The sequence below is a fragment of the Agrobacterium sp. NPDC058088 genome (genome assembly GCF_042885035.1).
Classification (GTDB): Bacteria; Pseudomonadota; Alphaproteobacteria; order Rhizobiales; family Rhizobiaceae; genus Agrobacterium.
Window position 1 is genome coordinate 768,369 of sequence record NZ_JBHVSU010000002.1, and the last position, 23,552, is coordinate 791,920.

22 protein-coding genes are annotated in these 23,552 nt (G+C 58.3%); 10 read left to right on the plus strand and 12 right to left on the minus strand.

Annotation, left to right across the window (positions count from 1 at the left end; all coding sequences use genetic code 11):
• Positions 1–10: 10 nt before the first annotated feature.
• Positions 11–1,240: a polysaccharide biosynthesis GNAT family N-acetyltransferase UppA gene (gene uppA, locus ACFVTJ_RS09125; RefSeq protein WP_386906547.1), complete on the minus strand. Its 1,230-nt coding sequence runs from the start codon at positions 1,238–1,240 to the stop codon at positions 11–13.
• Between the two features lie 97 nt (positions 1,241–1,337).
• Entirely contained in the window at positions 1,338–1,550 is a 213-nt protein-coding gene (locus ACFVTJ_RS09130; protein ID WP_386906549.1) for a DUF2842 domain-containing protein, read from the minus strand.
• Between the two features lie 143 nt (positions 1,551–1,693).
• On the opposite strand from ACFVTJ_RS09130, the gene ACFVTJ_RS09135 reads away from it, so the two are divergent.
• Positions 1,694–2,797, plus strand: coding sequence for a COX15/CtaA family protein (locus tag ACFVTJ_RS09135; protein WP_386906923.1), 1,104 nt, complete (start codon positions 1,694–1,696; stop codon positions 2,795–2,797).
• 31 nt (positions 2,798–2,828) lie between these two features.
• Here the strand turns inward: ACFVTJ_RS09135 and ACFVTJ_RS09140 are convergent, their stop codons facing one another.
• From ACFVTJ_RS09140 to ACFVTJ_RS09165, 6 genes are all read right to left on the minus strand, one after another.
• Complete coding sequence (locus tag ACFVTJ_RS09140; protein WP_386906551.1) at positions 2,829–3,674, minus strand: aminoglycoside phosphotransferase family protein; 846 nt, start codon at positions 3,672–3,674, stop codon at positions 2,829–2,831.
• A gap of 10 nt (positions 3,675–3,684) precedes the next feature.
• The gene (argC, locus tag ACFVTJ_RS09145) at positions 3,685–4,617 is read right to left on the minus strand and encodes an N-acetyl-gamma-glutamyl-phosphate reductase (protein ID WP_386906552.1); all 933 of its coding nucleotides are present in this window, start codon (positions 4,615–4,617) and stop codon (positions 3,685–3,687) included.
• A gap of 70 nt (positions 4,618–4,687) precedes the next feature.
• Positions 4,688–5,641: an agmatinase gene (gene speB / locus ACFVTJ_RS09150; protein WP_386906554.1), complete on the minus strand. Its 954-nt coding sequence runs from the start codon at positions 5,639–5,641 to the stop codon at positions 4,688–4,690.
• A gap of 131 nt (positions 5,642–5,772) precedes the next feature.
• Entirely contained in the window at positions 5,773–6,240 is a 468-nt protein-coding gene (gene rpsI / locus ACFVTJ_RS09155) for a 30S ribosomal protein S9 (RefSeq protein ID WP_003496509.1), read from the minus strand.
• A gap of 2 nt (positions 6,241–6,242) precedes the next feature.
• Entirely contained in the window at positions 6,243–6,707 is a 465-nt protein-coding gene (gene rplM, locus ACFVTJ_RS09160; RefSeq protein ID WP_006312738.1) for a 50S ribosomal protein L13, read from the minus strand.
• Positions 6,708–6,959: 252 nt separating this feature from the next.
• The gene (locus tag ACFVTJ_RS09165) at positions 6,960–7,796 is read right to left on the minus strand and encodes an EamA family transporter (protein WP_386906557.1); all 837 of its coding nucleotides are present in this window, start codon (positions 7,794–7,796) and stop codon (positions 6,960–6,962) included.
• 909 nt (positions 7,797–8,705) lie between these two features.
• On the opposite strand from ACFVTJ_RS09165, the gene ACFVTJ_RS09170 reads away from it, so the two are divergent.
• The 3 genes from ACFVTJ_RS09170 to ACFVTJ_RS09180 all read left to right on the plus strand — a co-directional run bounded on the left by ACFVTJ_RS09170 (position 8,706) and on the right by ACFVTJ_RS09180 (position 10,854).
• Complete coding sequence (locus ACFVTJ_RS09170) at positions 8,706–9,140, plus strand: CoA-binding protein (RefSeq protein WP_386906558.1); 435 nt, start codon at positions 8,706–8,708, stop codon at positions 9,138–9,140.
• 73 nt (positions 9,141–9,213) lie between these two features.
• Complete coding sequence (locus ACFVTJ_RS09175) at positions 9,214–10,497, plus strand: O-acetylhomoserine aminocarboxypropyltransferase (RefSeq protein ID WP_386906560.1); 1,284 nt, start codon at positions 9,214–9,216, stop codon at positions 10,495–10,497.
• A gap of 12 nt (positions 10,498–10,509) precedes the next feature.
• Entirely contained in the window at positions 10,510–10,854 is a 345-nt protein-coding gene (locus tag ACFVTJ_RS09180) for a cupin domain-containing protein (protein ID WP_386906562.1), read from the plus strand.
• Between the two features lie 23 nt (positions 10,855–10,877).
• Here ACFVTJ_RS09180 and ACFVTJ_RS09185 read toward each other — a convergent pair whose 3' ends face one another.
• Positions 10,878–11,192: an ArsR/SmtB family transcription factor gene (locus tag ACFVTJ_RS09185; protein ID WP_386906564.1), complete on the minus strand. Its 315-nt coding sequence runs from the start codon at positions 11,190–11,192 to the stop codon at positions 10,878–10,880.
• Between the two features lie 101 nt (positions 11,193–11,293).
• On the opposite strand from ACFVTJ_RS09185, the gene ACFVTJ_RS09190 reads away from it, so the two are divergent.
• Positions 11,294–12,052: an SDR family NAD(P)-dependent oxidoreductase gene (locus ACFVTJ_RS09190; protein WP_386906566.1), complete on the plus strand. Its 759-nt coding sequence runs from the start codon at positions 11,294–11,296 to the stop codon at positions 12,050–12,052.
• 23 nt (positions 12,053–12,075) lie between these two features.
• Here the strand turns inward: ACFVTJ_RS09190 and ACFVTJ_RS09195 are convergent, their stop codons facing one another.
• Positions 12,076–13,323, minus strand: a complete 1,248-nt coding sequence (locus ACFVTJ_RS09195) for a cytochrome P450 (RefSeq protein ID WP_386906568.1) — start codon at positions 13,321–13,323, stop codon at positions 12,076–12,078.
• Positions 13,324–13,410: 87 nt separating this feature from the next.
• Positions 13,411–14,658, minus strand: coding sequence for a diguanylate cyclase (locus tag ACFVTJ_RS09200; protein WP_386906570.1), 1,248 nt, complete (start codon positions 14,656–14,658; stop codon positions 13,411–13,413).
• Between the two features lie 447 nt (positions 14,659–15,105).
• Here ACFVTJ_RS09200 and clpP point away from each other — a divergent pair, with 447 nt between their 5' ends.
• The 5 genes from clpP to ACFVTJ_RS09225 all read left to right on the plus strand — a co-directional run bounded on the left by clpP (position 15,106) and on the right by ACFVTJ_RS09225 (position 23,164).
• The gene (gene clpP, locus ACFVTJ_RS09205; RefSeq protein WP_003521529.1) at positions 15,106–15,738 is read left to right on the plus strand and encodes an ATP-dependent Clp endopeptidase proteolytic subunit ClpP; all 633 of its coding nucleotides are present in this window, start codon (positions 15,106–15,108) and stop codon (positions 15,736–15,738) included.
• A 291-nt stretch (positions 15,739–16,029) separates the two neighbouring features.
• Positions 16,030–17,307, plus strand: a complete 1,278-nt coding sequence (gene clpX / locus ACFVTJ_RS09210; protein WP_003521528.1) for an ATP-dependent Clp protease ATP-binding subunit ClpX — start codon at positions 16,030–16,032, stop codon at positions 17,305–17,307.
• Between the two features lie 410 nt (positions 17,308–17,717).
• Positions 17,718–20,135, plus strand: a complete 2,418-nt coding sequence (gene lon, locus ACFVTJ_RS09215; RefSeq protein WP_386906574.1) for an endopeptidase La — start codon at positions 17,718–17,720, stop codon at positions 20,133–20,135.
• A gap of 288 nt (positions 20,136–20,423) precedes the next feature.
• Positions 20,424–20,699: a DNA-binding protein HupB gene (gene hupB, locus ACFVTJ_RS09220; RefSeq protein WP_003502360.1), complete on the plus strand. Its 276-nt coding sequence runs from the start codon at positions 20,424–20,426 to the stop codon at positions 20,697–20,699.
• A gap of 266 nt (positions 20,700–20,965) precedes the next feature.
• Positions 20,966–23,164, plus strand: coding sequence for an esterase-like activity of phytase family protein (locus ACFVTJ_RS09225; RefSeq protein ID WP_386906576.1), 2,199 nt, complete (start codon positions 20,966–20,968; stop codon positions 23,162–23,164).
• 205 nt (positions 23,165–23,369) lie between these two features.
• Here ACFVTJ_RS09225 and ACFVTJ_RS09230 read toward each other — a convergent pair whose 3' ends face one another.
• Complete coding sequence (locus ACFVTJ_RS09230; RefSeq protein ID WP_386906954.1) at positions 23,370–23,495, minus strand: hypothetical protein; 126 nt, start codon at positions 23,493–23,495, stop codon at positions 23,370–23,372.
• Between the last annotated feature and the right edge of the window lie 57 nt (positions 23,496–23,552).

Sequence of the window (23,552 nt, forward strand, 5' to 3'; positions counted from 1 at the left end):
GAAACCCCTTTCAGTCGGCGGCCGAAGCCTCCGCCCTTGGCCGTCCGGCGCGAAAGCGCTGGATCAGCGCATAGAGCGCCGGACTGGATTTGATCAGGCTCTTCGTGCGGGCGATGGCGACATAGGCGGAAGCCGCTGCACGGCCCTTCAACGTTACCGGCAGGAATATGTCGTGCTGCACGGTGGAAAGCGGGCACCAGCTGCGTTTGTAGAGCTGGTCACCCACACCGAAATCGAAAATCGCCGCCTTTTCGCGACAGGCCCTTTCAATCATCAGCCAGAACAGCAGTTCGCCGGGGCTGACTTCCGAAACGGATTCATCGATCGAACCGAACTGGCAGATGACGTGGTCCTGCTTGCGCGAAAGACCGGCAACGGCAGCGATGATGCCTTCATTTGCGCCGTGCAGGCGGATGGCATGCAGCTCCAGCAGAGTATCCGTGCCCGTTTCCGGGAAGTTGGCCAGATCGTAGAAGAAGTCTTTCACCGATTGCTGGCGAAAAACATCGGGAATGCCCTGAGAGGCAAAGCGGGTGGCCTTTTGCCGGAAGAATGTCTGTAATAATTCGCATTTTTCCTGGGGGGACCGGGCAATGACATGGCTGTAGCCACCCATTTCCTCGGTCCTGCGGCTCTGGATTCGGAATTTCTTCCGGCGTCTCTTTGCATTGACCTGCCGAAGCGTCGCTTCGAAACTGTCGAGCAGGGGGAGCTGGAAGGCCGGGTTCTGATTTTCGACGGAAGCCAGATAGGAGAGCGGGCTGGTCCTGCCGCGCCAGATCAAAGGGATATTCTGCAATGCGAGAATATCGGCCCGGCCGTCAAGCAGCTTGCGCGCCTCGCGCGCAATCGCCGCAGCGATTTCCTGTCCGGCCTGCTCGGCAAATGCCGGTTCGAAAAGTCCCGTATTGATATTGTTGAAGCGATCACCTGGAAAACGCGCCTTGCGGATACCGCCTTCCTGCACGATTTCGAGCGGCAGCAGGAAGATGGTTTTCCCCTCCCGCCGGCCGCGCAGGGTCAGAAGGGCGCTCTCCTGCGTCTGCGCCCAGATGGAGCACCAGCCGAAACCCTGATGAAGCGAATTGAGCGGGTCGTTTTCCAGCTGCTCCCATTCGGAGCGGATGGTCGCAGCGTCATCGACGAGATCGATCACCAGACGATCAGAACCCCGCCGCTCGTTATTCACGGCGGTCGACGTTTTATCCTCGCTGATTGTGACCGGCCCCTCAGCCACCATCCACTCTCTCCGGTTGTTTCGGTCGGACTATATCGTTGAGCGGCAAACAATCGGTTTATAAAATTGCGACCTCAGGGTGTCGCGTCCCCGCCCGTGCTTAGCCCTGTTTTTTAGGGCCGGCCATCCATTTGATGATCAGCATTGCCGGCAGGATCCACAGGACCCCGCTCAGCACGAAATAGGCGAGATGCACCCACCACGGTGATTGCGCCAGCGTCGCCGAAGCAATGGCCGTCGCCACAACCGCGTAGACGACGACGAGGCCGATGATGACGATGGTGCCGATGAGCGATCTGAGGCGAGGATGCATGAAATCTTCCGTTAGTGAACAAGTGGCTGCGACTATAACGCCGCGACCCCATGCCGCAAACCCTGAGGCCTTGTTTTGTGGTGCGGGTTGGGAGTAATCAACATGGCTGTATGATGGAGACCCGACAGATGCGTTCGAACAGCATGACGATGGCAAATGGTTCTGTGGACATGGGGGTGGAAGCCGCCCTGCAGAAGCAGGATAAGGACCGCCGCCTGCTGCGCATCTGGCTGCGTGTCGTGCTTTTCACGCTCTTCTGTCTGGTTCTCGTCGGTGGAGCCACGCGGCTCACCGAATCCGGCCTCTCAATCACCGAGTGGAAACCGATCCACGGCGCCATTCCGCCGCTTTCCGTGGCTGAGTGGGAGGAGGAATTCCAGCTCTACAAGCGCATTCCCCAATATCAGGAAATCAACAAGGGCATGTCGCTTGACGAGTTCAAGACGATTTTCTGGTGGGAATGGGCGCACCGCCTGCTCGCGCGTACCATCGGCCTCGTCTTCGCCCTGCCGCTCGCCGTCTTCTGGCTCACCGGCCGGGTCGAAAAACGTCTGCGCCTGCCGTTGGTCGGCCTTCTGGCGCTTGGCGGGTTTCAGGGTTTTGTCGGTTGGTGGATGGTTTCATCAGGCCTCGTCAACCGCACGGATGTTTCGCAATATCGCCTCGCTACACATCTGACGATCGCCTGCCTCATCTTCGCGGGCTGCATGTGGATATTGCGCGGTCTGTCGCATCATTCGCCTGACGCGGCGAATGAGCGGACGGGCAGGGGCTTTGCGGCGCTGCTGACGGTGCTCTGTCTGTTCCAGATTTATCTCGGTGCGCTGGTGGCGGGGCTGAATGCTGGTCTTTCCTATAATACCTGGCCGCTGATGGACGGATCGTTGGTGCCGGGCGATCTTTTCCTGCAGCAGCCCTGGTGGATCAACCTCTTTGAAAATCCGAAGACGGTGCAGTTCATCCACCGCCTCGGCGCCTATACGCTGTTTGCCGCCACCCTGTGGCATATGGTGTCTATGGCACGCGCCTTGCCGAATACACCGCATGCCCGCCGATCCGTGCTGTTCTTCGTGCTCGTCTGCATTCAGGCGGCGCTCGGCATCACCACGCTTTTGATGCATGTGGATATTCATGTCGCGCTCGCCCATCAGGGCATGGCGCTGTTCGTGCTTGGCTTTGCGGTCGCCCACTGGCGCGGTTTCATCGGTGAATATCCGGCGCCGGTTTCGGTCGAAATCAGGGACTAGAGTTACGGTCTGTCAGGCTCCCTGAGCCTGCTCAGAACTGTTTCAGGACGGCCTTGACGGTTGCCGCGACAGCGAGTTCGTTGTCGCGTTCTTCCGCATTGTCGTCCTCTTCGTGCCAAGTTGCCGAAAGACAGCCATAAGCAAAGGCATATTTCAGCAATAGCCGCTCGTCCCGTTGCAGGGCCTTGGCGAAGATTGCCGCCATGGAGGCAATGCGCGCCTCGCTGCGGGTAAGATCGAAACGGTCGAGCGGATTGGAGAACATGTTGGCGACATCGAATGCCGTATCGCCGATCAGGCCGGCCGGATCGATGATGATCCAGCCACGATCGCTGCGCATGATATTCTCATGGTGCAGATCGCCATGCAGCGGCTTGATATCCCGCTGTTGGCCGATCAGCTCCTGCGCAAGCGTGGCCGCCTCGATATAGATGCTGTCCACGCCGTCGGAACGATCCTGTTCCGCCTTGCGGAACAGGCTTTCGAAATAGAGCGGCAGCGTCAGCAGACTTGAGGGCGGCGGCTGCTCGGACGGCTGGTGATATCGAAGCAGCACTTCGGCAGCGATTTCCGTCGTGGCATCGTCATTACCGTCGCAGAACAGCACGTCGCGAAGGGTCTCCGTGCCGGCATGTTCCATCAGCAGAATATTGTCGGAACGGTCTAGCAGTTCGACGCAGCCAATCCCCGCGCGCCATTCGATGAAATCCGCCCCGCGAAGGCTGTCTTTCAGCACTTTCTTTTTCAGAACCTTGGCAACGGCAAGAGACCCGTCCTTGCGCGTCAGTTCATAAACGACCCCGGCCGGTGTATCGGCGATGCGTTTTGCGGCCTCAATATTCCACGAGGCCGGAAAAGCGGGTGTGGCAATATTCATGAGAAACGTCTCATGCGGAGAGCATCAGTTCCATATTCTGCACCGCAGCACCAGACGCGCCCTTGCCGAGATTGTCGAGCAGCGCCACGAGATTGATGTGCTCGCCGCCCGGCGTGCCGAAGACGTAAAGCTTCATCGTGTCCTTGCCCGCCAGTTCTTCGGCATCGATGCGGGAAAGCCCCTTGCTTTCGGCGAGCGGTACGACGCTGACGATGTCCTGACCCGCATAGTGGTCGGTCAGCGCCGCGTGGATCGTTTCGATATCAGTGCCTTCCTTGAGGTCAGCAGCAAACAGCGGCACCTGGACGATCATTCCCTGCGGGAAACGACCGACGGAGGGCGAAAACAGCGGCGCACGGTCGAGCTGGCCATGAATGGTCATCTCCGGCACATGCTTGTGCTTGAGCGTCAGGCCATAGAGGAAATTATTGGCGCTGATCGCGTCATCGCGGCTCTGGTCTTCCATCTGCGCGATCATCTGCTTGCCACCGCCGGTATAACCGGAAACCGCATTGACGCTGACCGGATAGCCGTCGGGCAGGAGACCTGCGGCGCGCAGCGGACGCAGAAGGGCGATCGCGCCGGTCGGGTAGCAGCCCGGATTGGCGACGAGGCGGGCGGAACGAACCTTTTCGCCCTGGTCCTTGTCCATTTCGGCAAAGCCGTAAGCCCAGTCCTGATGGACGCGATAGGCAGTGGAGGTATCGATGATGCGGACATTGTTGTTGCCGGCCACCATCGAGACGGCTTCCCGGGAAGCGTCATCCGGCAGGCAGAGGATGGAAATGTCGGCATTGTTGAGCATATCCTCGCGCATCGCCGCATTGCGACGCTCGGCTTCAGGAATGGACAGCAGCTCGATATCGCGGCGACCGGCAAGGCGCGTGCGGATCTGCAGACCCGTGGTGCCGTGTTCGCCATCGATGAAGATCTTCGCTGTCATGTCCTTGTCCTGACTTTTCAAAGGGTTGCGAGGGTATTCGGAATCAGTTTGGCAAGCGCCGTTGTCTTTGTCAGCCAGCCTTGGCCAGCCGTTCGGCGCGCAAGCCAAGCATATACATTGCAACGGTCGCTCCGGCAATGGCGGTAATATCTGCATGGTCGTAAGCGGGCGCTACCTCCACGATATCGGAACCGCGAATATCCAGCTGGTCGAGACCGCGCAAAACGGAGAGAATTTTGGCGCTTGTCGGCCCACCAGCCACGGGCGTGCCTGTTCCCGGTGCAAAGGCGGGGTCGAGGCAATCGATATCGAAGGTGAGGTAGGCGGGCATGCCAGCCGTGTGCTTGACGATCAGCGCCGCGATATCGCCCGCACGCATGTCCTCCACCTCGTAACCGTGGAGAATGCGGATACCGAAATCCTCCGGGGCGTGGGTGCGGATGCCAATCTGGATGGATCGATCCGCGTCGATCAACCCATCCCGCACAGCGCGTGCCACGAAGGAACCGTGATCGATGCGCTTGCCATCGTCGAACCAGGTATCCTGATGCGCGTCGAACTGCACCAGCGCCAGTGGCCCGTGTTTGGCGACATGCGCCTTCAGCAGCGGCCAGGTAATGAAATGATCGCCACCGAGCGTCAGCAGATAATCCGTCTTGGAGATGATCTTTCGCGCTTCCTTTTCCATCGTATCAGGTGTCTTCCAGTGATTGCCGTAATCGAGCAGACAGTCGCCGTAATCGATGGTCGGCATATGGGCGAAAAGATCGCGTGCAAAGGGATATTGCGGATCATTATCAAAGATCGCCGAGGCGCGGCGGATCGCCTGCGGCCCGAAGCGCGCACCTGGCCGGTTGGAGGTGGCGGCGTCAAAGGGAATGCCCCAGACCGCCGTCGAAACGCCCTTGAGGTTCTTCGTATATTTACGACGCATGAAGGATAGGACGCCCGCATGGGTCGGGTCGGTGGCGGCCGAAGTCAGCGCCGTCGCGGTAAAGGCATGGTCGATTGTTTTGGCCGGCATTGATCACCCCATTGCGATTTGCGCCGAGGTTGCTGTCTTCTTGCCAAAAAAACAAGGGAGGAGAGCCACGAAAAAAGGCGGAGCCGAAGCCCCGCCTTTCGAAGTTCTGAACGAACCGTTCCCGTAAGCGATTAGCGCTTGGAGAACTGGAACGAACGGCGGGCCTTGGCCTTACCGTACTTCTTACGCTCGACAACGCGGCTGTCGCGGGTCAGGAAGCCACCCTTCTTCAGAACGGAGCGCAGGCCCGGTTCGAAGTAGGTGAGAGCCTTGGAAACACCGTGACGAACGGCGCCGGCCTGGCCGGAAAGACCGCCGCCTGCAACCGTTGCGATGATGTCGAACTGACCCGAGCGGGCAGCAGCGACCAGCGGCTGCTGGAGGATCATCTGCAGAACCGGGCGTGCGAAATACGTGGTGAAATCGCGGCCGTTGATGATGATCTTGCCAGAACCGGCCTTCACCCATACGCGGGCTACGGCGTTCTTGCGCTTGCCGGTCGCGTAGGAGCGGCCGAGAGTGTCAACCTTGCGGACGTGCACGGGAGCCGAAGCTTCCGATGCCGGGGCGAGGTCTTTCAGAGAGGAAAGATCGGCCATTATCAGGCGCTCCTTACGTTCTTCTTGTTAAGCGCGGCCACGTCGAGAACGGTGGGCTGCTGTGCTTCGTGCGGGTGGTTAGAGCCAGCGTAAACGCGCAGGTTCTTCATCTGGCGACGGCCGAGCGGGCCGCGCGGGATCATGCGCTCGATGGCCTTTTCAACGACGCGCTCCGGGAAGCGGCCTTCGATGATCTGGCGAGCGGTGCGCTCCTTGATGCCACCCGGATGACCGGTGTGCCAGTAGTACTTCTTGTCGGAATACTTCTTGCCGGTGAAAGCAACCTTTTCCGCATTGATAACGATGACGTTGTCGCCATCATCAACGTGGGGGGTAAAGGTAGCCTTGTGCTTGCCGCGCAGGCGGGTTGCAACGATGGTTGCGAGGCGACCAACAACGAGGCCTTCGGCGTCGATGATGATCCACTTCTTCTCCACCTCAGCGGGCTTCTGAACGAAAGTAGACATGGATTTCACTTTCTAACGTGGACCCGTCACACTCCTGATAAAAGAGCATACGGGCGTTTCTTGTTGCTTGATTTGGTTGCGTTTAAAGGCAACCGCAAATGACCCTATTCCGGCTGGAATCCGATCTGGCGCGCTTATACGGTGTGTGTGCGAAAGCGTCAATATGACCGATTTTGCAGGTCGTAAAAATAAAATAATAAAAACAGTACGTTAGTAATGGGGTATTATTTTACCCCACTGGATGGACCCGTTTTAGCCGAGCCGCATTACCAGAACGCCCGCTGCAATGATGCCGCCGGCGAGATAACGCCAGACGCTGGCGCGTTCCTTCAGGATGACGACGGAGATCACCAGCGCGAAAAGAATGGAGGTTTCCCGCAGCGCCGCGACGACGGCAACGGGGGCCTTGGTCATGGCATAAAGCGCCAGACCATAGGACAGAATGGAGCCGCCGCCGCCGATCAGGCCGCGCCACCAGTTGCGCCGCACATGCTGCGCGACCGGGCCGATGCCCCGCTGGTAAAAGGCAAAACCGAACAGCAGTACCGGCGGCAGAAGCGACATCCACAGTGTATAGGAAATGGCATTGCCGGAAAGCCGCGCTCCCACCCCGTCGACAAAAGTATAGGAGGCGATCACGAAGGCATTGAGGAGAGCGACCAGGATCGCCTTTCCGCCGCCGCGCCGCGCTTCGAAAGCCAGCGTCAGGATGCCGCCGGAAATGACTGCGATACCCGCCAGAGCAAGGGGGCTCAACACCTCGCTGAGGAACAGGCTGCTCGTTGCGGCGACGATCAAGGGCGCCACTCCGCGCATGACGGGATAGACGAGGCCAATGTCGCCGATCGTATAGGCGGCGGCGACGAGGCGGAAATAGGCAAATTGCAGAACAGCCGAGGCAATCAGAAAAGGAATGGCCACCGGCGCGGGAAAGGGCAGGAAAGGCAGGAAGGGTAAGGAGCAGGCCGCAGCTCCCGCCGCAATCAGCGAGGCATCCAGCGATTTGTCGGATCCGGATTTGACCAATGCGTTCCATCCGGCATGCAGCACCGCACCGAGGAGCACAAGAAGAAGAATGTCCAATGTCACAATAGAGACTCGCTCGCCGGCTACTTTGTGCAACCTATAACATCGGTTTGAAAACCGGAATCGATTTCCGGCGGGCGGCCAGCCTTTTCCGATTTACCCACGCACGCACATGTTTTTCGATCGCGCGAACCACCCGAGCGGGGTGTGCCTGCCGCAGATATTGTTACACGCGTAAAGTTTTTGCTTTGTTCATGTCGTCGAATGGCGGAATGATTTTGCGCGGGGTCAATGCCAGGTTCTGCTCAGGATTTCATCTGTCAGGCGCGGGCGCCCGTGGTGGATGCACGGCTTTCTGCTTTGCCAAGAGGAGCGCTTGGGCTGAAAATACGACGTGTTTCACTAAATGTTCCCGCCGATCTCCCATGGGTGACTTGAAGCAAGGTGTATCAATTCGGGAATGGTGTGGGTGAAAACAAATTTCAAAAATTCTTAGAGGGACGGACTATAACGTTACAGGTTGGTGTCTTGATTGATTTACGACATAACTTCTTGAAAATTAGATATGGCTAATTTAACTGCGAACGGAATGAAAACAAACAGGAGACGAACAGCGCATGAATTGCACGCCAATGTTGTTTTTGCCCTTCATTCAGGCTTGGCTGCGCCATTTTTTAAAACTGGACAAGATAGTCAATAAAATCTGGATGCCTGTGCTTGGTGAAATCATTTTGCGTAGCCGAAGGGCGGTCGCTGCACGACTCCAAACTCTCCGTGGCCGCGATTTTCTAGCGGGCAGGGGTTCAAGATGACGAAGAAGCTTCCTATGTGCGAGGGGTGGGGCGCAACAGGCGGCGTCAAGGCTGTGTTGGCGACATCATGCGCGAGACGCTATGCTCCCGAGGCTTTCGGATAGAAGATTTGCGCGGACCTTCTTTAAACCACATGACGTTCCGGAAGGGATAAGTTGACATGCAGCATGATACTTACGAGCCCGACTATCTCAGAAGAATTCTGACTGACGTCAAAACCATCGCCCTGCTAGGCGCTTCTCCCAATCCCGAGAGGCCCAGCCACGGCGTGATGCGCTTTCTGCTGTCCAAGGGGTATCGCGTGTTTCCGGTCAATCCCGGTCAGGCGGGCAAGGAGATATTGGGCCAGAAGGTCTATGCCAGGCTCGCAGATATCCCTGAGGCGATCGACATGATCGATGTTTTCCGCGCGCCGGAATATTTGTCGGCCATTGTCGAAGAGGCGATATTGCTGCCCGAGCGACCTTCGGTGATCTGGGGCCAGCTTTCCGTTCGCGACGACAATGCGGCCGCCAAGGCGGAAGCCTATGGCATGGAAGTGGTGATGGACCGTTGTCCCGCAATTGAGTATCCGCGTCTCAATATTGCGCGATAGTTGGTACGGATTGCACTTATCATTTGGCGCCAAGGCATTATGATCTCTCCAAAATTCCAATGGAGGAAACATAATGCCGAGCAACAATCCCGGATTTTCGACGCTGGCCGTTCACGCGGGCGCGCAGCCTGATCCGACCACCGGGGCGCGCGCGACGCCGATTTATCAGACGACGGCCTATGCTTTCCGCGATGCCGATCACGCCGCCGCCCTGTTCGGATTGAAAGAGTTCGGCAATATTTATACCCGCATCATGAACCCTACGCAGGCGGTTCTGGAGGAGCGCGTGGCGGCGCTGGAAGGCGGCACGGCGGCGCTCGCCGTTGCGTCTGGCCACGCGGCGCAATTGCTGGTTTTCCATACGCTCATGCAGTCCGGTGATAATTTCGTTGCCGCCCGCCAGCTTTATGGCGGCTCGATTAACCAATTCGGCCACGCCTTCAAGGGTTTCGACTGGCAGGTGCGCTGGGCAGACGACGCAGATCCGGCAAGCTTCGAGGCGCAGATCGATGAGCGCACGCGCGCCATCTTCATTGAAAGCCTTGCCAATCCCGGTGGCACTTTCATCGATATCGCCGCGATTGCCGATGTCGCCCATCGCCACGGCCTGCCGCTCATCGTCGACAACACCATGGCGAGCCCCTATCTGCTTCGGCCGCTGGAACACGGCGCGGATATCGTGCTGCATTCGCTGACGAAATTCCTCGGCGGGCACGGCAATTCCATGGGCGGCATCATCGTCGACGGCGGAACTTTCGACTGGTCGGCGAGCGACAGATTCCCGGCATTGTCGCAGCCGCGGCCGGAATATTCCGGCGTCGTGCTACATCAGACCTTCGGCAATTTCGCCTTCGCCATTGCCTGCCGCGTTCTGGGATTGCGTGATCTCGGCCCGGCAATCTCGCCCTTCAACGCCTTCCTGATCCTGACCGGCATAGAGACGCTGCCGCTGCGCGTTCAGCGCCATTCCGACAATGCGCTCGCCGTCGCGAAATGGCTGAAGGCACATCCGAAGGTCGGCTGGGTGCATTATGCGGGCCTGGAGGACAGCGACAACCACGCCATCCAGCAGCATTATTCGCCGAAGGGGGCGGGCTCGGTCTTCACCTTCGGTATCAAGGGCGGTTATGCCGCCGGCAAGGCACTGGTGGAAGGGCTGCAGCTTTTCTCCCATCTCGCCAATATCGGCGATACGCGTTCGCTCGTCATCCACCCGGCCTCCACCACCCATGCCCAGCTGACACCGGAGCAGCAGACCGCCGCCGGCGCCGGGCCGGATGTGGTGCGCCTGTCGATCGGCATCGAGGACGTCAAGGACATCATCGCCGATCTCGAACAGTCGTTCGCAAAAATCTAGGGGCGCGCCGACATGACAAATCTTGTGTCTTTTGAAAGCTACGCTGTCGAAGTGGAGCATGGCGCGCCCGCGCCGGAAAGGCTGATATCAGGCGATCCCAAATTCACGACATGGAATCTGGAAGAGGCGACCGGCGGCATCTATGCGGGCATCTGGCAGTCCACACCCGGCAAATGGCGGGTGGTCTATGATGAGTGGGAGTATTTCAACATTCTCGAAGGCCACTCCATCCTGACCGAGGACGGCGGAGCGCCGCGCAATCTGAGGCCAGGCGACCGCGTCGTCCTGCGGCCGGGCTTTACTGGCACCTGGGAGGTCGTTGAAACAACGCGGAAGGATTACGTCATCAGGCTTTGAAGCCTGATGACGCTTCAAAGCTACTATTGCCCGTCGAATTTGAGAATCGATGGAAGGAGCCCGGGAAAGCGGGCTTCCATATCCTCAAGGCGGACGACGCTGATATTTTCGACGCCTTGTTTATGAGTGCGGATCAATCCGGCCTCACGTAAGATTCGCATATGGCTGGAAAGGGTTGAGCGCGGCATATCCTGACAGGGTGCCGCCGAGCCACAATTTTGTCCGGTCTCGGACCCCCATAATTTACGGATGATGCCCATTCGTGCGGGTTCGCCTAGAGCAGCCAGTACGGCCGTTAACGATATGTCCTCGCGAGCGGGATGAAAAAACTGAACCATGGGCCCGCTCTAGCATATGGATTGACAGTCTTCAATATTTCAATAAAACCGAAATACCGAATTACGGTTATTCGGTAAATTAGATATTTACGGAGTTTGCAATGTCTGGAATGTTCAACGGGCAAGTGGTCGTCGTCACGGGCGGATCGACCGGCATCGGCTTTTCAGTCGCCAAATTGTTTCTGGAAGGTGGGGCGTCTGCCGTCTACCTGACGGGCCGCACTTCGGCCAGTCTCGATGCCGCCGTCGCCAAACTCGGGAAGGGGGCAATCGGCTTCGTTTCCGACGTTGCGAAGCTCTCTGACCTGGAGCAGCTCAAGAACCGTATAGAAGCAGACGGGCGGAAAGTGGACGTATTGGTCGCCAACGCCGGCATCGCGGAGAATAACGAGCTTGGCGAGACCAATGAGGCCCTCTACGACCGGATTTTCGATATCAACGTAAAGGGCGTGTTCTACACGGTGCAGACGCTGTTGCCCGTGCTGCGCGATGGCGGTTCGATCGTATTGACGGGGTCGATCGTCGGCAGCAAGGGCATGGAAAGGCTGAGCGCTTACAATGCTTCGAAAGCGGCGGTTCGATCCTTTGCCCGAAGCTTTGCCAATGATCTCAAAGGGCGCGGAATTCGCGTCAATACCGTCAGCCCGGGTGTTACCCGCACGCCGATCATGGAAAACGGGCTGAAGATGGACGATGAAAAGATCGCCGGTTTCCAGGCTTATCTGAAGGAAGCGGCACCGATCGGTCGGATGGCGGACCCCGACGAAATTGCCGAGGCAGTGCTGTTTCTGGCGTCTTCCAAGGCCAGCTATATTACCGGCGTGGAACTTTCCGTCGACGGTGGGCTGGCGCAGATCTAAGGGCGACGCTTCGTCACGCTGATCTACCAGCTGAGATCGAGCCGCTCCAGACCATGGAAATGATAGACGTCCTTCACCTTGGGCGGCTCGGCGATCTTCAGACCCGGCAGACGTTTGAAAAGCAGGGGCAAAGCGAGATTGAGCTCCAGTCTCGCAAGCGGCGCGCCGATGCAGAAATGGATGCCGGCGCCGAAGGAGACGTTGGCGCCTTCGTTCCGATCCGGCCGGAAGGCCAAAGGATCGGAAAACTTCGCCGGATCGAGGTTGGCGGCGGCCAGGATGAGGCTGACTTTATCGCCGCGCCTGAACTGCACGCCATCGATTTCGACCGGTTCAAGAACCCAGCGCTGGAAGATGTGGACCGGTGCGCAGATGCGCAGCGTTTCCTCCACTGTCCGCTCGGTTGCCGTCTCGTCGTGGAAGAGGGTTTCGGGGTTGATGCCGCTTTCCAGAATGATGCGCACGGAGTTGCCGATCTGGTGCACCGTCGCTTCGTGACCGGCATTCAACAACACGATGGTGGTGGAGACCAGCTCGTCGTCGGTCAGGTACTGCCCCTTGTGCTCCGTATGGATCATGTGGCTGAGCAGATCGTCCCTCGGCTCCGCCCGTCGCTCGGCGATGACGCTGCGCACATAGTCTGAAAATTCCTGCGCGGCCTTGTCGGCCAAAAGTTCGTCTTCGGGCGTGCGCTTGAACATGTACATGCCGACATAGGCATGCGACCATTTCAGAAGCTGCGGCCCCATCTCCTCGGGAATGCCGATCATGCGGGCGATCATCGTCACGGGAATGATGTCGGCATACGAGGAGAGCAGCTCCGTCTCGCCATTCGCTTCGAAGGCGTCTATCAGCCGGTTGGCGAGTTCGTCGATTTCCGGCTTCATCTTGTCGACATGCCGCGAAACGAAGGCGCGGTTGATCAGCGTGCGCAGCCGCGTGTGCTCCGGCGGCTCCAGCTCGAGAAGCGAATGCTGCTCGGCCAGGTCGAAATGCTTCACATGCTCGAGCGGCTCCGGCAGGCCGATCTCTTCACGACTCGCCACATGCAGGATCTGCCGCCCGAACCGGCGGTCGCGCAAAAGGGCGCTGACATGGTCGTAACCGGTAAAAAACCATTGCCGCTGCTCCTCCCAGTAGAAGGTGGGACATTGCGCATGCAAGGCGGCATAAACCGGATTTGGATCGTTGTAGAAGGCCGGATCGCGGGCGTTAAGTGAAACGCGGCGGGTAGCGGGGTCGATTTTGAGAAAGGGGAATGTCGCTGTCATGCTGATGGTTTATTCCGCGTGTGGCGCTTTGGGAAGGGCGGAAAACGCCTAGCCGGTGCCGCCGTTTGTCACCGTATGGCTACATCCTCACCGGCTGGCGATGGCGGATATCCGGTTCAGCGCCGCGACCTGCCGGTCGGCATTGTTGTCCATCGGGTTTTCCTCGCGGTCCGGGGCGGGCACGATCACATTGGCCGAATTCACATGGATGACGGTTCGGTTGCGCCCGGCTTTTTTGGCGGCATAAAGCGCACGGTCAGCCTCGGTCATCATCACACTCAGCTCGGCATCCTCGATCATCGCTTCGGATATGCCGACGCTGGTCGTCACCTTGATGGCTTCGTTGCGTGCAGTGATCTTGGAAAGGAGCAGACTGCTGCGGATGGATTCGGCAAGTGTCACGGTGCTGGAGGGGCTCTCCACCTCGGCCACCAACGCGAATTCCTCACCACCCATCCGGACGAAAAGGCCGCGATCGCCGATCACGCGCTGTGCGATCTTGCAGAAATGCACAAGCACGGCATCACCGGACTGGTGTCCGTATCTGTCATTGATCTTCTTGAAATGGTCGATGTCGAACAGCACCAGCGCCACATGACGGCTGGAGGCCGAAGACCTTTTCTTGATGCGCTCGAATTCTTCCAGAAGGCCCCGCCGGTTAAGGACGCCGGTCAGATGATCGGTCATGGCGAGCCGGTGGAGGCGGCTTTCCGTGTCCTCCATGATGATCTTGGCGCTGATCATGATGATGGCCGTGAAGCCGAGCATGCCGGAGATGGCAAGAGCTGACGTCATGGGAATGGCATTGGGAATCGCGGCATTGGCCGGGATGACGATGGATGCGACGAGGGCGCCAGCAAAGGCCTGCAGGATCAGGATCGTTGCCAACACCTTTCGGCTGCGCGAGCGACGCTCCCTGCTGGCGAGAAGTATGCCAGCGAGCATAAAATAGCCTGTTGCCGCACTGGCGTGATAAAGCAGGATACGGCCGACCATGTTTTCACGAACGGTCGGCACGAACATTCCGGCGATCCACAGCAGGGCAGGGATCGCAATCCAGCCCGCAAGCTTGCGTTGCTCCAGAGACAGGAGGCCCGCGAGCCAGAAACCAAATGCGGCCAGCGCCAAGGTGTTGCCGACCTGGATGGACAGGAAGCTTGAAATTTCCCCGCGAAACGCCACCATGACAGTACCAGCGCCTGTGGCGAGGAAACCCGCGGCGAAATAGAGATTGTGCCGGCGGGAAGGGCGGTGCAGCCACAGCGTTCCCAAAAGCACGGCAAGGGTGAACGTCTCCGCCGCCCATAGTAGCGTGCTCGTCTTTGCATCCAGCATTGCAAAATCCTATCTGCGCCATCATGCGGCAAAAGCGGAGAAGCTCGCACGACGTGCGTTATTCCCGCTGAATTGTTGAGCTGCCATTTCGCCCGGATGGGCCTGTTCGCCGATGGGAACCGAAATTCGTTTTTCAGTATCAGCAGCAAATACTAACGAGTTCTTGCCGGTTAGAAGTTATATCTGTGCATGAAGTACATTTTTTTGGTCCTCGCCAGTCTTGGTAAAAAATTGATGGCGGGGAGACAATTGGCTGCGGCTGGGACGAACGGGTGCAAAAGCCCGCCGGGGCCGGCCTTCAAGCCCTGCAAACCCTGTTGAGCCGTTAAGGATATGCGGCTTCGTGTCTTGAAGTACGGGGCAGGGACACTCTATGTAGGGAGAACGAAGGTTAGAAGTGATTCCGGAGCGGATTTCCGCGAAGGGCAGAGTTGACAAAGGACGGACATGAAAAATCCAGTTGATACCGCCATGGCTCTGGTGCCGATGGTCGTTGAGCAGACCAATCGCGGCGAACGCTCCTACGACATATTTTCCCGTCTTCTCAAGGAACGCATCATTTTCCTCACCGGTCCGGTGGAAGACCAGATGGCATCGCTCGTCTGCGCGCAGCTGCTTTTCCTCGAGGCTGAAAACCCCAAGAAGGAAATTGCGCTCTACATTAATTCGCCAGGTGGCGTCGTGACCGCCGGCATGGCGATTTACGATACGATGCAGTTCATTCGCCCTGCGGTCTCGACGCTCTGTGTCGGCCAGGCCGCGTCCATGGGCTCGCTGCTTCTGGCCGCCGGTGAAAAGGGAATGCGTTTTGCGACCCCGAACGCCCGCATCATGGTGCACCAGCCTTCCGGCGGCTTCCAGGGCCAGGCCTCGGATATCGAGCGCCATGCCCGCGACATCATCAAGATGAAGCGCCGCCTCAATGAAGTCTACGTGAAGCACACCGGCCGCACGCTCGAAGAGGTTGAAAAAACCCTTGATCGCGACCACTTCATGGATGCAGACGAGGCGAAGGACTGGGGCGTGATCGACAAGATCCTGACCTCGCGCCAGGAAATCGAAGGCGCCGCCGCGAATTGAGGCGCGCCGCTTTTTGACGTTTGTTTGAAGCCTCAAAAGTAATTTCGGGGCTTTCAACCGCCACAGAAAGCGATATTAGTATATATAAAGGCTATGTTGAGTTTTTATGACGTAGCTGGGTTTGATGGGGAATTCGTTGCAGCCGGGTATCAGCTCATGTATCTGATACCGGTTAGTACCCCGGGAAACGAGGCGGATACGGCGATGCACCCCAAGGGCTGCCGTATCGGCGGGCGGTAAGTTGACCGCGATCCGTTTGGCGGACCTGCGGCGTGCTGGAAGGAAAGAGATATGAGCAAAGTCAGCGGCAGCAACGGCGGCGACTCTAAGAACACACTCTATTGTTCATTCTGCGGCAAGAGCCAGCACGAAGTCCGGAAACTCATTGCCGGACCGACGGTGTTCATCTGCGATGAATGCGTCGAATTGTGCATGGACATCATCCGCGAGGAGAACAAGACGTCTATGGTGAAGTCGCGTGAGGGTGTGCCCACCCCGCAGGACATCATCAAGATCCTCGACGAATACGTCATCGGCCAGAAGCAGGCGAAGAAGATACTGTCTGTGGCCGTTCACAACCACTACAAGCGCCTCGCGCACGCCTCCAAGAATGGCGATGTCGAGCTTGCGAAGTCGAACATCATGCTCGTCGGTCCGACGGGTTGCGGCAAGACCTATCTTGCCCAGACGCTCGCCCGCATCATCGACGTTCCCTTCACCATGGCGGATGCAACGACGCTGACCGAAGCCGGTTATGTCGGCGAGGATGTGGAAAACATCATCCTGAAGCTGTTGCAGGCTGCGGATTACAATGTCGAGCGCGCCCAGCGCGGCATCGTCTATATCGACGAAGTCGACAAGATTTCCCGCAAGTCGGACAACCCGTCCATCACGCGCGACGTGTCGGGCGAGGGCGTTCAGCAGGCGCTTCTGAAGATCATGGAAGGCACGGTCGCTTCCGTTCCGCCGCAGGGTGGACGCAAGCATCCGCAGCAGGAATTCCTGCAGGTGGATACGACCAACATCCTGTTCATCTGCGGCGGCGCGTTTGCCGGCCTCGACAAGATCATCTCGGCCCGTGGCGAAAAGACCTCGATCGGCTTCGGTGCGACCGTCAAGGCGGAAGACGATCGCCGTGTGGGCGAAGTGCTGCGCGAACTGGAGCCGGAAGATCTGGTGAAGTTCGGTCTTATCCCCGAGTTCATCGGCCGTCTGCCCGTTCTGGCAACGCTGGAAGACCTGGATGAAGATGCCCTGATCCAGATCCTGTCCGAGCCGAAGAACGCCTTGGTCAAGCAGTACCAGCGCCTGTTCGAGATGGAAGACGTCGAGCTGACCTTCCACGAAGACGCGCTGCGCGAAATCGCCCGCAAGGCGATCACCCGCAAGACCGGTGCCCGCGGCCTGCGCTCGATCATGGAAAAGATCTTGCTGGATACCATGTTCGAACTGCCGACGCTGGAAGGCGTACGCGAAGTGGTCATTTCCAACGACGTCGTCAGCGGTGTCGCGCGTCCGCTCTACATCTACGCGGACCGTCAGGAAGAAAAGACCAACGTCTCGGCGTAATTGGCTGCTGTGATGTTTGATGAAATCAGAGGCTCGCATCCGTGCGGGCCTTTTCTATTAGATGGGCCTTGCGAAACTTGCGCCTAACTTGGGGAAGCCCGATTTTGCGTTTGGAGCGGATTGCGCTTTGCTGATAAAGTCTTACAACTGATTTGCAGCGCGATATGACGGAAATGTGAATTTCGTCGGCGACCCGGTTCCTGGCCCTTGAGGATAACCGGAATGTCGGGAGTATGAGCCAGCGCTGAGTTTTGTTGAGTTTCACGGTCTTGCCGTTGCGTAGGGCTGTCTGTTCCGACGACTTGAAATCGGTGTTTCGAAACTCCACTTTCAGTCTCGAGAAATGAATGTGCCGGATGCCCCAAGCTGTCCGGCAAAGTGTCCCGAAAGGGACCAGGAAAGGAAATGATATGACGAACATCACGTCTGCGGCATCTGGTGGTACCTATCCAGTACTTCCCCTGCGCGACATTGTCGTTTTCCCGCATATGATCGTTCCCCTGTTCGTCGGGCGGGAAAAATCCATCCGTGCGCTCGAGGAAGTCATGGGTTCGGACAAGCAGATCATGCTTGTCACCCAGATCAACGCCAGCGACGACGATCCGGCACCGGAAGCCATCCACAAGGTCGGCACGGTCGCCAATGTCCTGCAGCTTCTTAAGCTTCCCGACGGCACAGTGAAGGTGCTGGTGGAAGGCAAGGGCCGCGCTCAGATCGACAGCTACACCAGCCGCGAGGACTTCTACGAAGCCTCGGCGACGCCTTTGCAGGAACCTGCCGAAGATCCGGTCGAGATCGAGGCGCTCTCGCGTTCGGTCGTTTCGGAATTCGAGAGCTATGTGAAGCTCAACAAGAAGATTTCGCCCGAGGTTGTCGGCGCCGCCGGCCAGATCGACGATTATTCTAAGCTCGCCGATACGGTCGCTTCGCACCTGTCGATCAAGATCACCGAAAAGCAGGAAATGCTCGAAACCGTTAGCGTGAAGCAGCGGCTTGAAAAGGCGCTCGGCTTCATGGAAGGCGAGATTTCGGTGCTTCAGGTCGAAAAGCGCATCCGCTCGCGCGTCAAGCGCCAGATGGAGAAGACCCAGCGCGAATATTACCTGAACGAGCAGATGAAGGCTATCCAGAAGGAGCTCGGCGACGGCGAGGATGGCCGTGACGAGATGGCCGAACTGGAAGAGCGCATCGCCAAGACCAAGCTTTCCAAGGAGGCCAAGGAAAAGGCCGAAGCGGAAATGAAGAAGCTGCGCCAGATGAGCCCGATGTCGGCGGAAGCGACCGTCGTGCGCAACTATCTGGACTGGCTGCTAGGTCTGCCCTGGGGCAAGAAGTCGAAGATCAAGACCGACCTCAATGCGGCCGAGACGATCCTCGATCAGGATCACTTCGGTCTGGACAAGGTCAAGGAACGTATTGTCGAATATCTGGCAGTACAGGCCCGCGCTTCGAAAATTCGCGGTCCTATCCTGTGCCTCGTCGGTCCTCCCGGGGTCGGCAAGACCTCGCTCGCCAAGTCGATCGCCAAGGCGACCGGCCGCGAATATGTGCGCATGGCGCTGGGTGGCGTTCGTGACGAAGCGGAAATCCGCGGTCACCGCCGGACCTATATTGGCTCCATGCCTGGCAAGATCGTTCAGTCGATGAAGAAGGCCAAGAAGGCGAACCCGCTCTTCCTGCTCGACGAAATCGACAAGATGGGCATGGACTTCCGTGGCGATCCGTCGTCGGCACTGCTGGAGGTTCTCGATCCGGAACAGAACTCCACCTTCATGGATCACTACCTTGAGGTGGAATACGACCTGTCCGACGTGATGTTCGTGACTACGGCCAACACGCTTAACATTCCCGGCCCGCTGATGGACCGTATGGAAGTGATCCGCATCGCCGGTTACACGGAAGACGAAAAGCGCGAAATCGCAAAGCGTCACCTGCTGCCCAAGGCGATCAAGGAACATGCCCTGCGTCCGGAAGAGTTCTCGGTCACCGATGATGCCCTGATGGTCGTCATCCAGCAGTACACCCGCGAGGCGGGCGTGCGCAGCTTCGAACGCGAGCTGATGAAGCTGGCGCGCAAGGCTGTCACCGAGATCATCAAGGGCAAGGTCAAGTCCGTGGAAGTCACCGGTGCCAATGTTCCGGATTATCTGGGCGTTCCGCGGTTCCGTCACGGGGAGGCCGAGCGCGAGGATCAGGTCGGTGTCGTCACGGGTCTGGCCTGGACGGAAGTCGGCGGTGAGCTGCTCACCATCGAAGGCGTGATGATGCCGGGCAAGGGCCGCATGACGGTCACCGGTAACCTCAAGGAAGTGATGAAGGAATCCATTTCGGCGGCGGCATCCTATGTCCGTTCGCGCGCCGTGGACTTTGGCATCGAACCGCCGCGCTTCGACAAGAGCGATATCCACGTTCACGTTCCGGAAGGGGCGACCCCGAAGGACGGACCGTCCGCCGGTGTTGCCATGGCAACCGCCATCGTCTCCATCATGACCGGCATTCCGGTCTCGAAGGATGTGGCGATGACGGGCGAGATCACGCTTCGTGGTCGCGTTCTGCCGATCGGCGGCCTGAAGGAAAAGCTGCTTGCAGCGCTTCGCGGCGGCATCAAGAAGGTGCTGATCCCGGAAGAAAACGCCAAGGATCTGGCGGAGATTCCGGACAATGTGAAGAACGAGATGGAAATCATTCCGGTGTCGCGTATGGGCGAGGTTATCAAGCACGCCCTCATCCGCCAGCCGGAACCCATCGAGTGGGACGGCAGCATCGAAACGCCTGTGATCGCAACGGTCGAAGGTGTTGATGACGGCAGCCAGACCATCGCGCACTGATACACTGATCGTCGCGAAGGGCGGGAATCGCCTTTCGCGACGGCAGCGCATAGAATCAATGCGTTAGGTAGTAGATCGCGTGTGCGGCACCAAGCTCGGTGCAAGTGATGCCAAATTGGCACGAATATGTGGAAGGCCGGCAGAAATGTCGGCCTTTTTTGTGAAAAAAACTCCAGACCCCTTGTTTTTCAGGCGATTCCAGCGCTTTTGAGTTGCTGCGCGCGGATGCGACTGTATTCTGCGCCGGCTTCATTTTAGTCGTTTCAAACCATTGAAAGGGGTGGAAACATGAACAAGAACGAGCTCGTCTCTGCTGTTGCCGAAAAGGCTGGTCTCACGAAGGCAGATGCTGCTTCCGCTGTTGATGCCGTATTCGAAACCGTACAGAGCGAACTGAAGAACGGTGGCGACATCCGTCTCGCCGGCTTCGGCAGCTTCTCCGTCAGCCGCCGTGAAGCCTCCAAGGGCCGTAACCCTTCCACGGGTGCTGAAGTCGATATCCCGGCTCGCAACGTTCCGAAGTTCTCCGCAGGCAAGGGCCTGAAGGACGCCGTCAACTCGTAAGGTTTCCCGAAGGTCGCGACGCCCGCGGCGGGCGGGCGGCTTTTCAGGATCACGAGGAAAGATGTTGTGACGCGCAACCGCCATCACAGCGCGCCTGTGTAGCCTCCATCCGGTCACATGGCGCTCCGATACGCGGAATGTGCGCAGAAACAGAAAAGCCCGGTCTCCATGACCGGGCTTTTTGATTCCCGACAGGAACTGTCATGCCACTGTCACGTCTTTGACGCAGAAGCCATGGGGTGTTTCTGGATCCAAGGGGGATTAAAATGGCGTTCCGATTTTCTCAAATGGCTTTGACTGCGGCACTGCTGACATCCGCAGCCTTTCCGGCCGCTGCCGAGCCGGTTTTCAACCGCATCGCATCTTTTCCTGTCGTGAAGAACCTGCCTGCGGACAAGGACGCCAAGTCCGTTACATCAGCTGAAATCGTGACCGCCAGTGAAGATGGCAAGACACTGATCTATTCGGACAGCCCGCTTGGCGGCATCGGTTTCATCGACATCACTGACGCGAAGGCCCCCAGGGCCGGCGGTGCGTTGCTGCTTCAGGGCGAGCCGACATCTGTCGCTGTTGCCGGCGCGAAGGTTCTGGCCGGTGTCAACACGTCGGAAAACCGCGCCAACCCGTCGGGCAAGCTGGTGACGGTCGATATCGCCACCAAGAAGATTGAGGCGAGTTGTGATCTCGGCGGCCAGCCCGATTCCGTCGCGGTTTCCCCGGACAAGACCTTTGCCGCCATCGCGATCGAAAACGAGCGCGACGAAAAGGTGAATGAAGGCGCACTGCCGCAGATGCCGGCCGGTTATCTGGTTACGGTTGGCCTGAAAGACGGCGTGGCCGATTGCGCAACCCTGAAGAAGATTGATGTTACCGGTCTCGCTGAAATTTCGCCTGAGGATCCGGAGCCGGAATTCGTCTCGATCAATGCCAATGGCGAGATCGCGCTGACGCTTCAGGAAAACAACCACATCGTCATCATCGACGGCAAGAGCGGGACGGTGAGGACGCATTTCTCTGCCGGCACCGTCAATCTGGAAGGCATCGACACCAAGACCGATGGCCAGCTGAAATTCACCGACAAGCAGGAAGGCCGCAAGCGCGAACCTGATGCCGTCAAGTGGCTGGACAATGACCGTATCGTCATCGCCAACGAGGGCGACTGGCAGGGCGGCGCGCGCGGCTTCACCATTTTCGATAAGACCGGCAAGCTTCTTTATGAAGCCGGCGCTTCGCTCGAGCACGCGGTTGCCGCCATTGGCCACTATCCAGAAAAACGCTCCAAGGCCAAGGGCATCGAGCCGGAGGGTCTGGAAACGGCGACCTTCGATGGTCAGAAGTACTTCTTCGTGCTTGCCGAGCGCGCTTCCATTGCCGCTGTTTATAAGGATACAGGCGCTGAGCCGCTGCTGACGCAGCTCCTGCCTTCGGGCATTTCGCCCGAAGGCGCTGTCGCCATTCCCTCGCGCAACCTCTTCGTCACGGCCAACGAGGCCGATCTGGTCGAGGATGGTGGCGCCCGCTCGCATGTCATGATTTATGAACGTGCCGAAGGTGAGCCGGCCTATCCGCAACTGGTTTCAGCCACTGTCGATGGTGCGCCGATCGGCTGGGGTGCGTTGTCGGGCCTGGTTGGCGATGCCGAAAAGCCTGGCATTCTCTACGCCGTCTCCGACTCGGTTTATGGCAACCAGCCGTCGATCTATACCATCGACGCGACCAAGAAGCCTGCCGCCATCACCAGCGTGCTGCGTGTCAAGCGTGACGGCATTGCCGCGCAGAAGCTCGATATCGAAGGCATCACGCTGGATGGCAAGGGCGGGTTCTGGCTGGCCTCGGAAGGCGACAGTGCCAAGCTCGTGCCGCACGCGCTCTACAACGTCAACGCCAAGGGGGAGATCAAGGCCGAGATTGCCTTGCCAAAGGAACTGCTCGCCGGTGATACTCGCTTCGGTTTTGAAGGCGTTACCATGGTCGGCAAGGGCGATGACGCGACGCTGTGGATGGCCGTGCAGCGCGAATGGGGCACGGACGAGAAGGGCTTCGTGAAGCTCGTCTCCTACAATCCGAAGTCCAAGGAATGGGGCGCCGTGCGTTACCCGCTCGACAAGACCGAAGCCGGTTGGGTCGGCCTGTCTGAAATCACCGCGCAGGGCGATAATGTCTACATCGTCGAGCGCGACAACCAGATCGGTGACAAGGCCAAGATCAAGAAGCTCTACCGCGTGGCGATTGCCGACCTGAAGCCGGGCAAGATCGGTGGCGAGCTGCCGCTGGTCACCAAGCAGGAAGCCCATGACTTCCTGGCCGACCTCAAGGCCCAGACCAACGGCTATGTCGTCGACAAGTTGGAAGGCTTCACCTTCGACAAGGCGGGAACGGCCTATGCCGTGACAGACAATGACGGCGTCGATGATTCTTCCGGCGAGACGCTGTTTTTCAAGGTCGAGATGAAGGCGATCAACTGATTGCGCTAAGCTGTATCGAAAAAAGAGAAAAGCCGGGCTATGCCCGGCTTTTTATTTGGCGAAGAGAGCCACCAGGGCTATCGCCACTCTTCAACGATGCGTCATGAGACAAGCCGCAATATCGGCATTGCTCTCTCAGTATCGAATCTTGGTGAGTTTTGTCCAGGTGCCGTCCTTAAATATGCAGCAGACCGATCCTGACGGATCAGCGCCCCATGGACTTTGGACTTTTGGGAGTATCTGGTTTTTCCGAATCCTGCTGGACCCAGCGGAAAAAAATATAAACAGGCAGCGCAATAAGCGCGAGTGTAACAAACGCGTCGATCGACATGGTTTCATCCATCAGTTCAGCCGTTCATCATGAAACGGTACGCAAACAATGCCAGAA

What these genes read in the sequence shown, in the direction of transcription:
- uppA (WP_386906547.1), bottom strand. Translation starts at nt 1,240, where the DNA reads ATGGTGGCTGAGGGGCCGGTCACAATCAGCGAGGATAAAACGTCGACC.
- ACFVTJ_RS09130 (WP_386906549.1), bottom strand. Translation starts at nt 1,550, where the DNA reads ATGCATCCTCGCCTCAGATCGCTCATCGGCACCATCGTCATCATCGGC.
- ACFVTJ_RS09135 (WP_386906923.1), top strand. Translation starts at nt 1,694, where the DNA reads ATGACGATGGCAAATGGTTCTGTGGACATGGGGGTGGAAGCCGCCCTG.
- ACFVTJ_RS09140 (WP_386906551.1), bottom strand. Translation starts at nt 3,674, where the DNA reads ATGAATATTGCCACACCCGCTTTTCCGGCCTCGTGGAATATTGAGGCC.
- argC (WP_386906552.1), bottom strand. Translation starts at nt 4,617, where the DNA reads ATGACAGCGAAGATCTTCATCGATGGCGAACACGGCACCACGGGTCTG.
- speB (WP_386906554.1), bottom strand. Translation starts at nt 5,641, where the DNA reads ATGCCGGCCAAAACAATCGACCATGCCTTTACCGCGACGGCGCTGACT.
- rpsI (WP_003496509.1), bottom strand. Translation starts at nt 6,240, where the DNA reads ATGGCCGATCTTTCCTCTCTGAAAGACCTCGCCCCGGCATCGGAAGCT.
- rplM (WP_006312738.1), bottom strand. Translation starts at nt 6,707, where the DNA reads ATGTCTACTTTCGTTCAGAAGCCCGCTGAGGTGGAGAAGAAGTGGATC.
- ACFVTJ_RS09170 (WP_386906558.1), top strand. Translation starts at nt 8,706, where the DNA reads ATGCAGCATGATACTTACGAGCCCGACTATCTCAGAAGAATTCTGACT.
- ACFVTJ_RS09175 (WP_386906560.1), top strand. Translation starts at nt 9,214, where the DNA reads ATGCCGAGCAACAATCCCGGATTTTCGACGCTGGCCGTTCACGCGGGC.
- ACFVTJ_RS09180 (WP_386906562.1), top strand. Translation starts at nt 10,510, where the DNA reads ATGACAAATCTTGTGTCTTTTGAAAGCTACGCTGTCGAAGTGGAGCAT.
- ACFVTJ_RS09185 (WP_386906564.1), bottom strand. Translation starts at nt 11,192, where the DNA reads ATGGTTCAGTTTTTTCATCCCGCTCGCGAGGACATATCGTTAACGGCC.
- ACFVTJ_RS09190 (WP_386906566.1), top strand. Translation starts at nt 11,294, where the DNA reads ATGTCTGGAATGTTCAACGGGCAAGTGGTCGTCGTCACGGGCGGATCG.
- ACFVTJ_RS09195 (WP_386906568.1), bottom strand. Translation starts at nt 13,323, where the DNA reads ATGACAGCGACATTCCCCTTTCTCAAAATCGACCCCGCTACCCGCCGC.
- ACFVTJ_RS09200 (WP_386906570.1), bottom strand. Translation starts at nt 14,658, where the DNA reads ATGCTGGATGCAAAGACGAGCACGCTACTATGGGCGGCGGAGACGTTC.
- clpP (WP_003521529.1), top strand. Translation starts at nt 15,106, where the DNA reads ATGAAAAATCCAGTTGATACCGCCATGGCTCTGGTGCCGATGGTCGTT.
- clpX (WP_003521528.1), top strand. Translation starts at nt 16,030, where the DNA reads ATGAGCAAAGTCAGCGGCAGCAACGGCGGCGACTCTAAGAACACACTC.
- lon (WP_386906574.1), top strand. Translation starts at nt 17,718, where the DNA reads ATGACGAACATCACGTCTGCGGCATCTGGTGGTACCTATCCAGTACTT.
- hupB (WP_003502360.1), top strand. Translation starts at nt 20,424, where the DNA reads ATGAACAAGAACGAGCTCGTCTCTGCTGTTGCCGAAAAGGCTGGTCTC.
- ACFVTJ_RS09225 (WP_386906576.1), top strand. Translation starts at nt 20,966, where the DNA reads ATGGCGTTCCGATTTTCTCAAATGGCTTTGACTGCGGCACTGCTGACA.
- ACFVTJ_RS09230 (WP_386906954.1), bottom strand. Translation starts at nt 23,495, where the DNA reads ATGTCGATCGACGCGTTTGTTACACTCGCGCTTATTGCGCTGCCTGTT.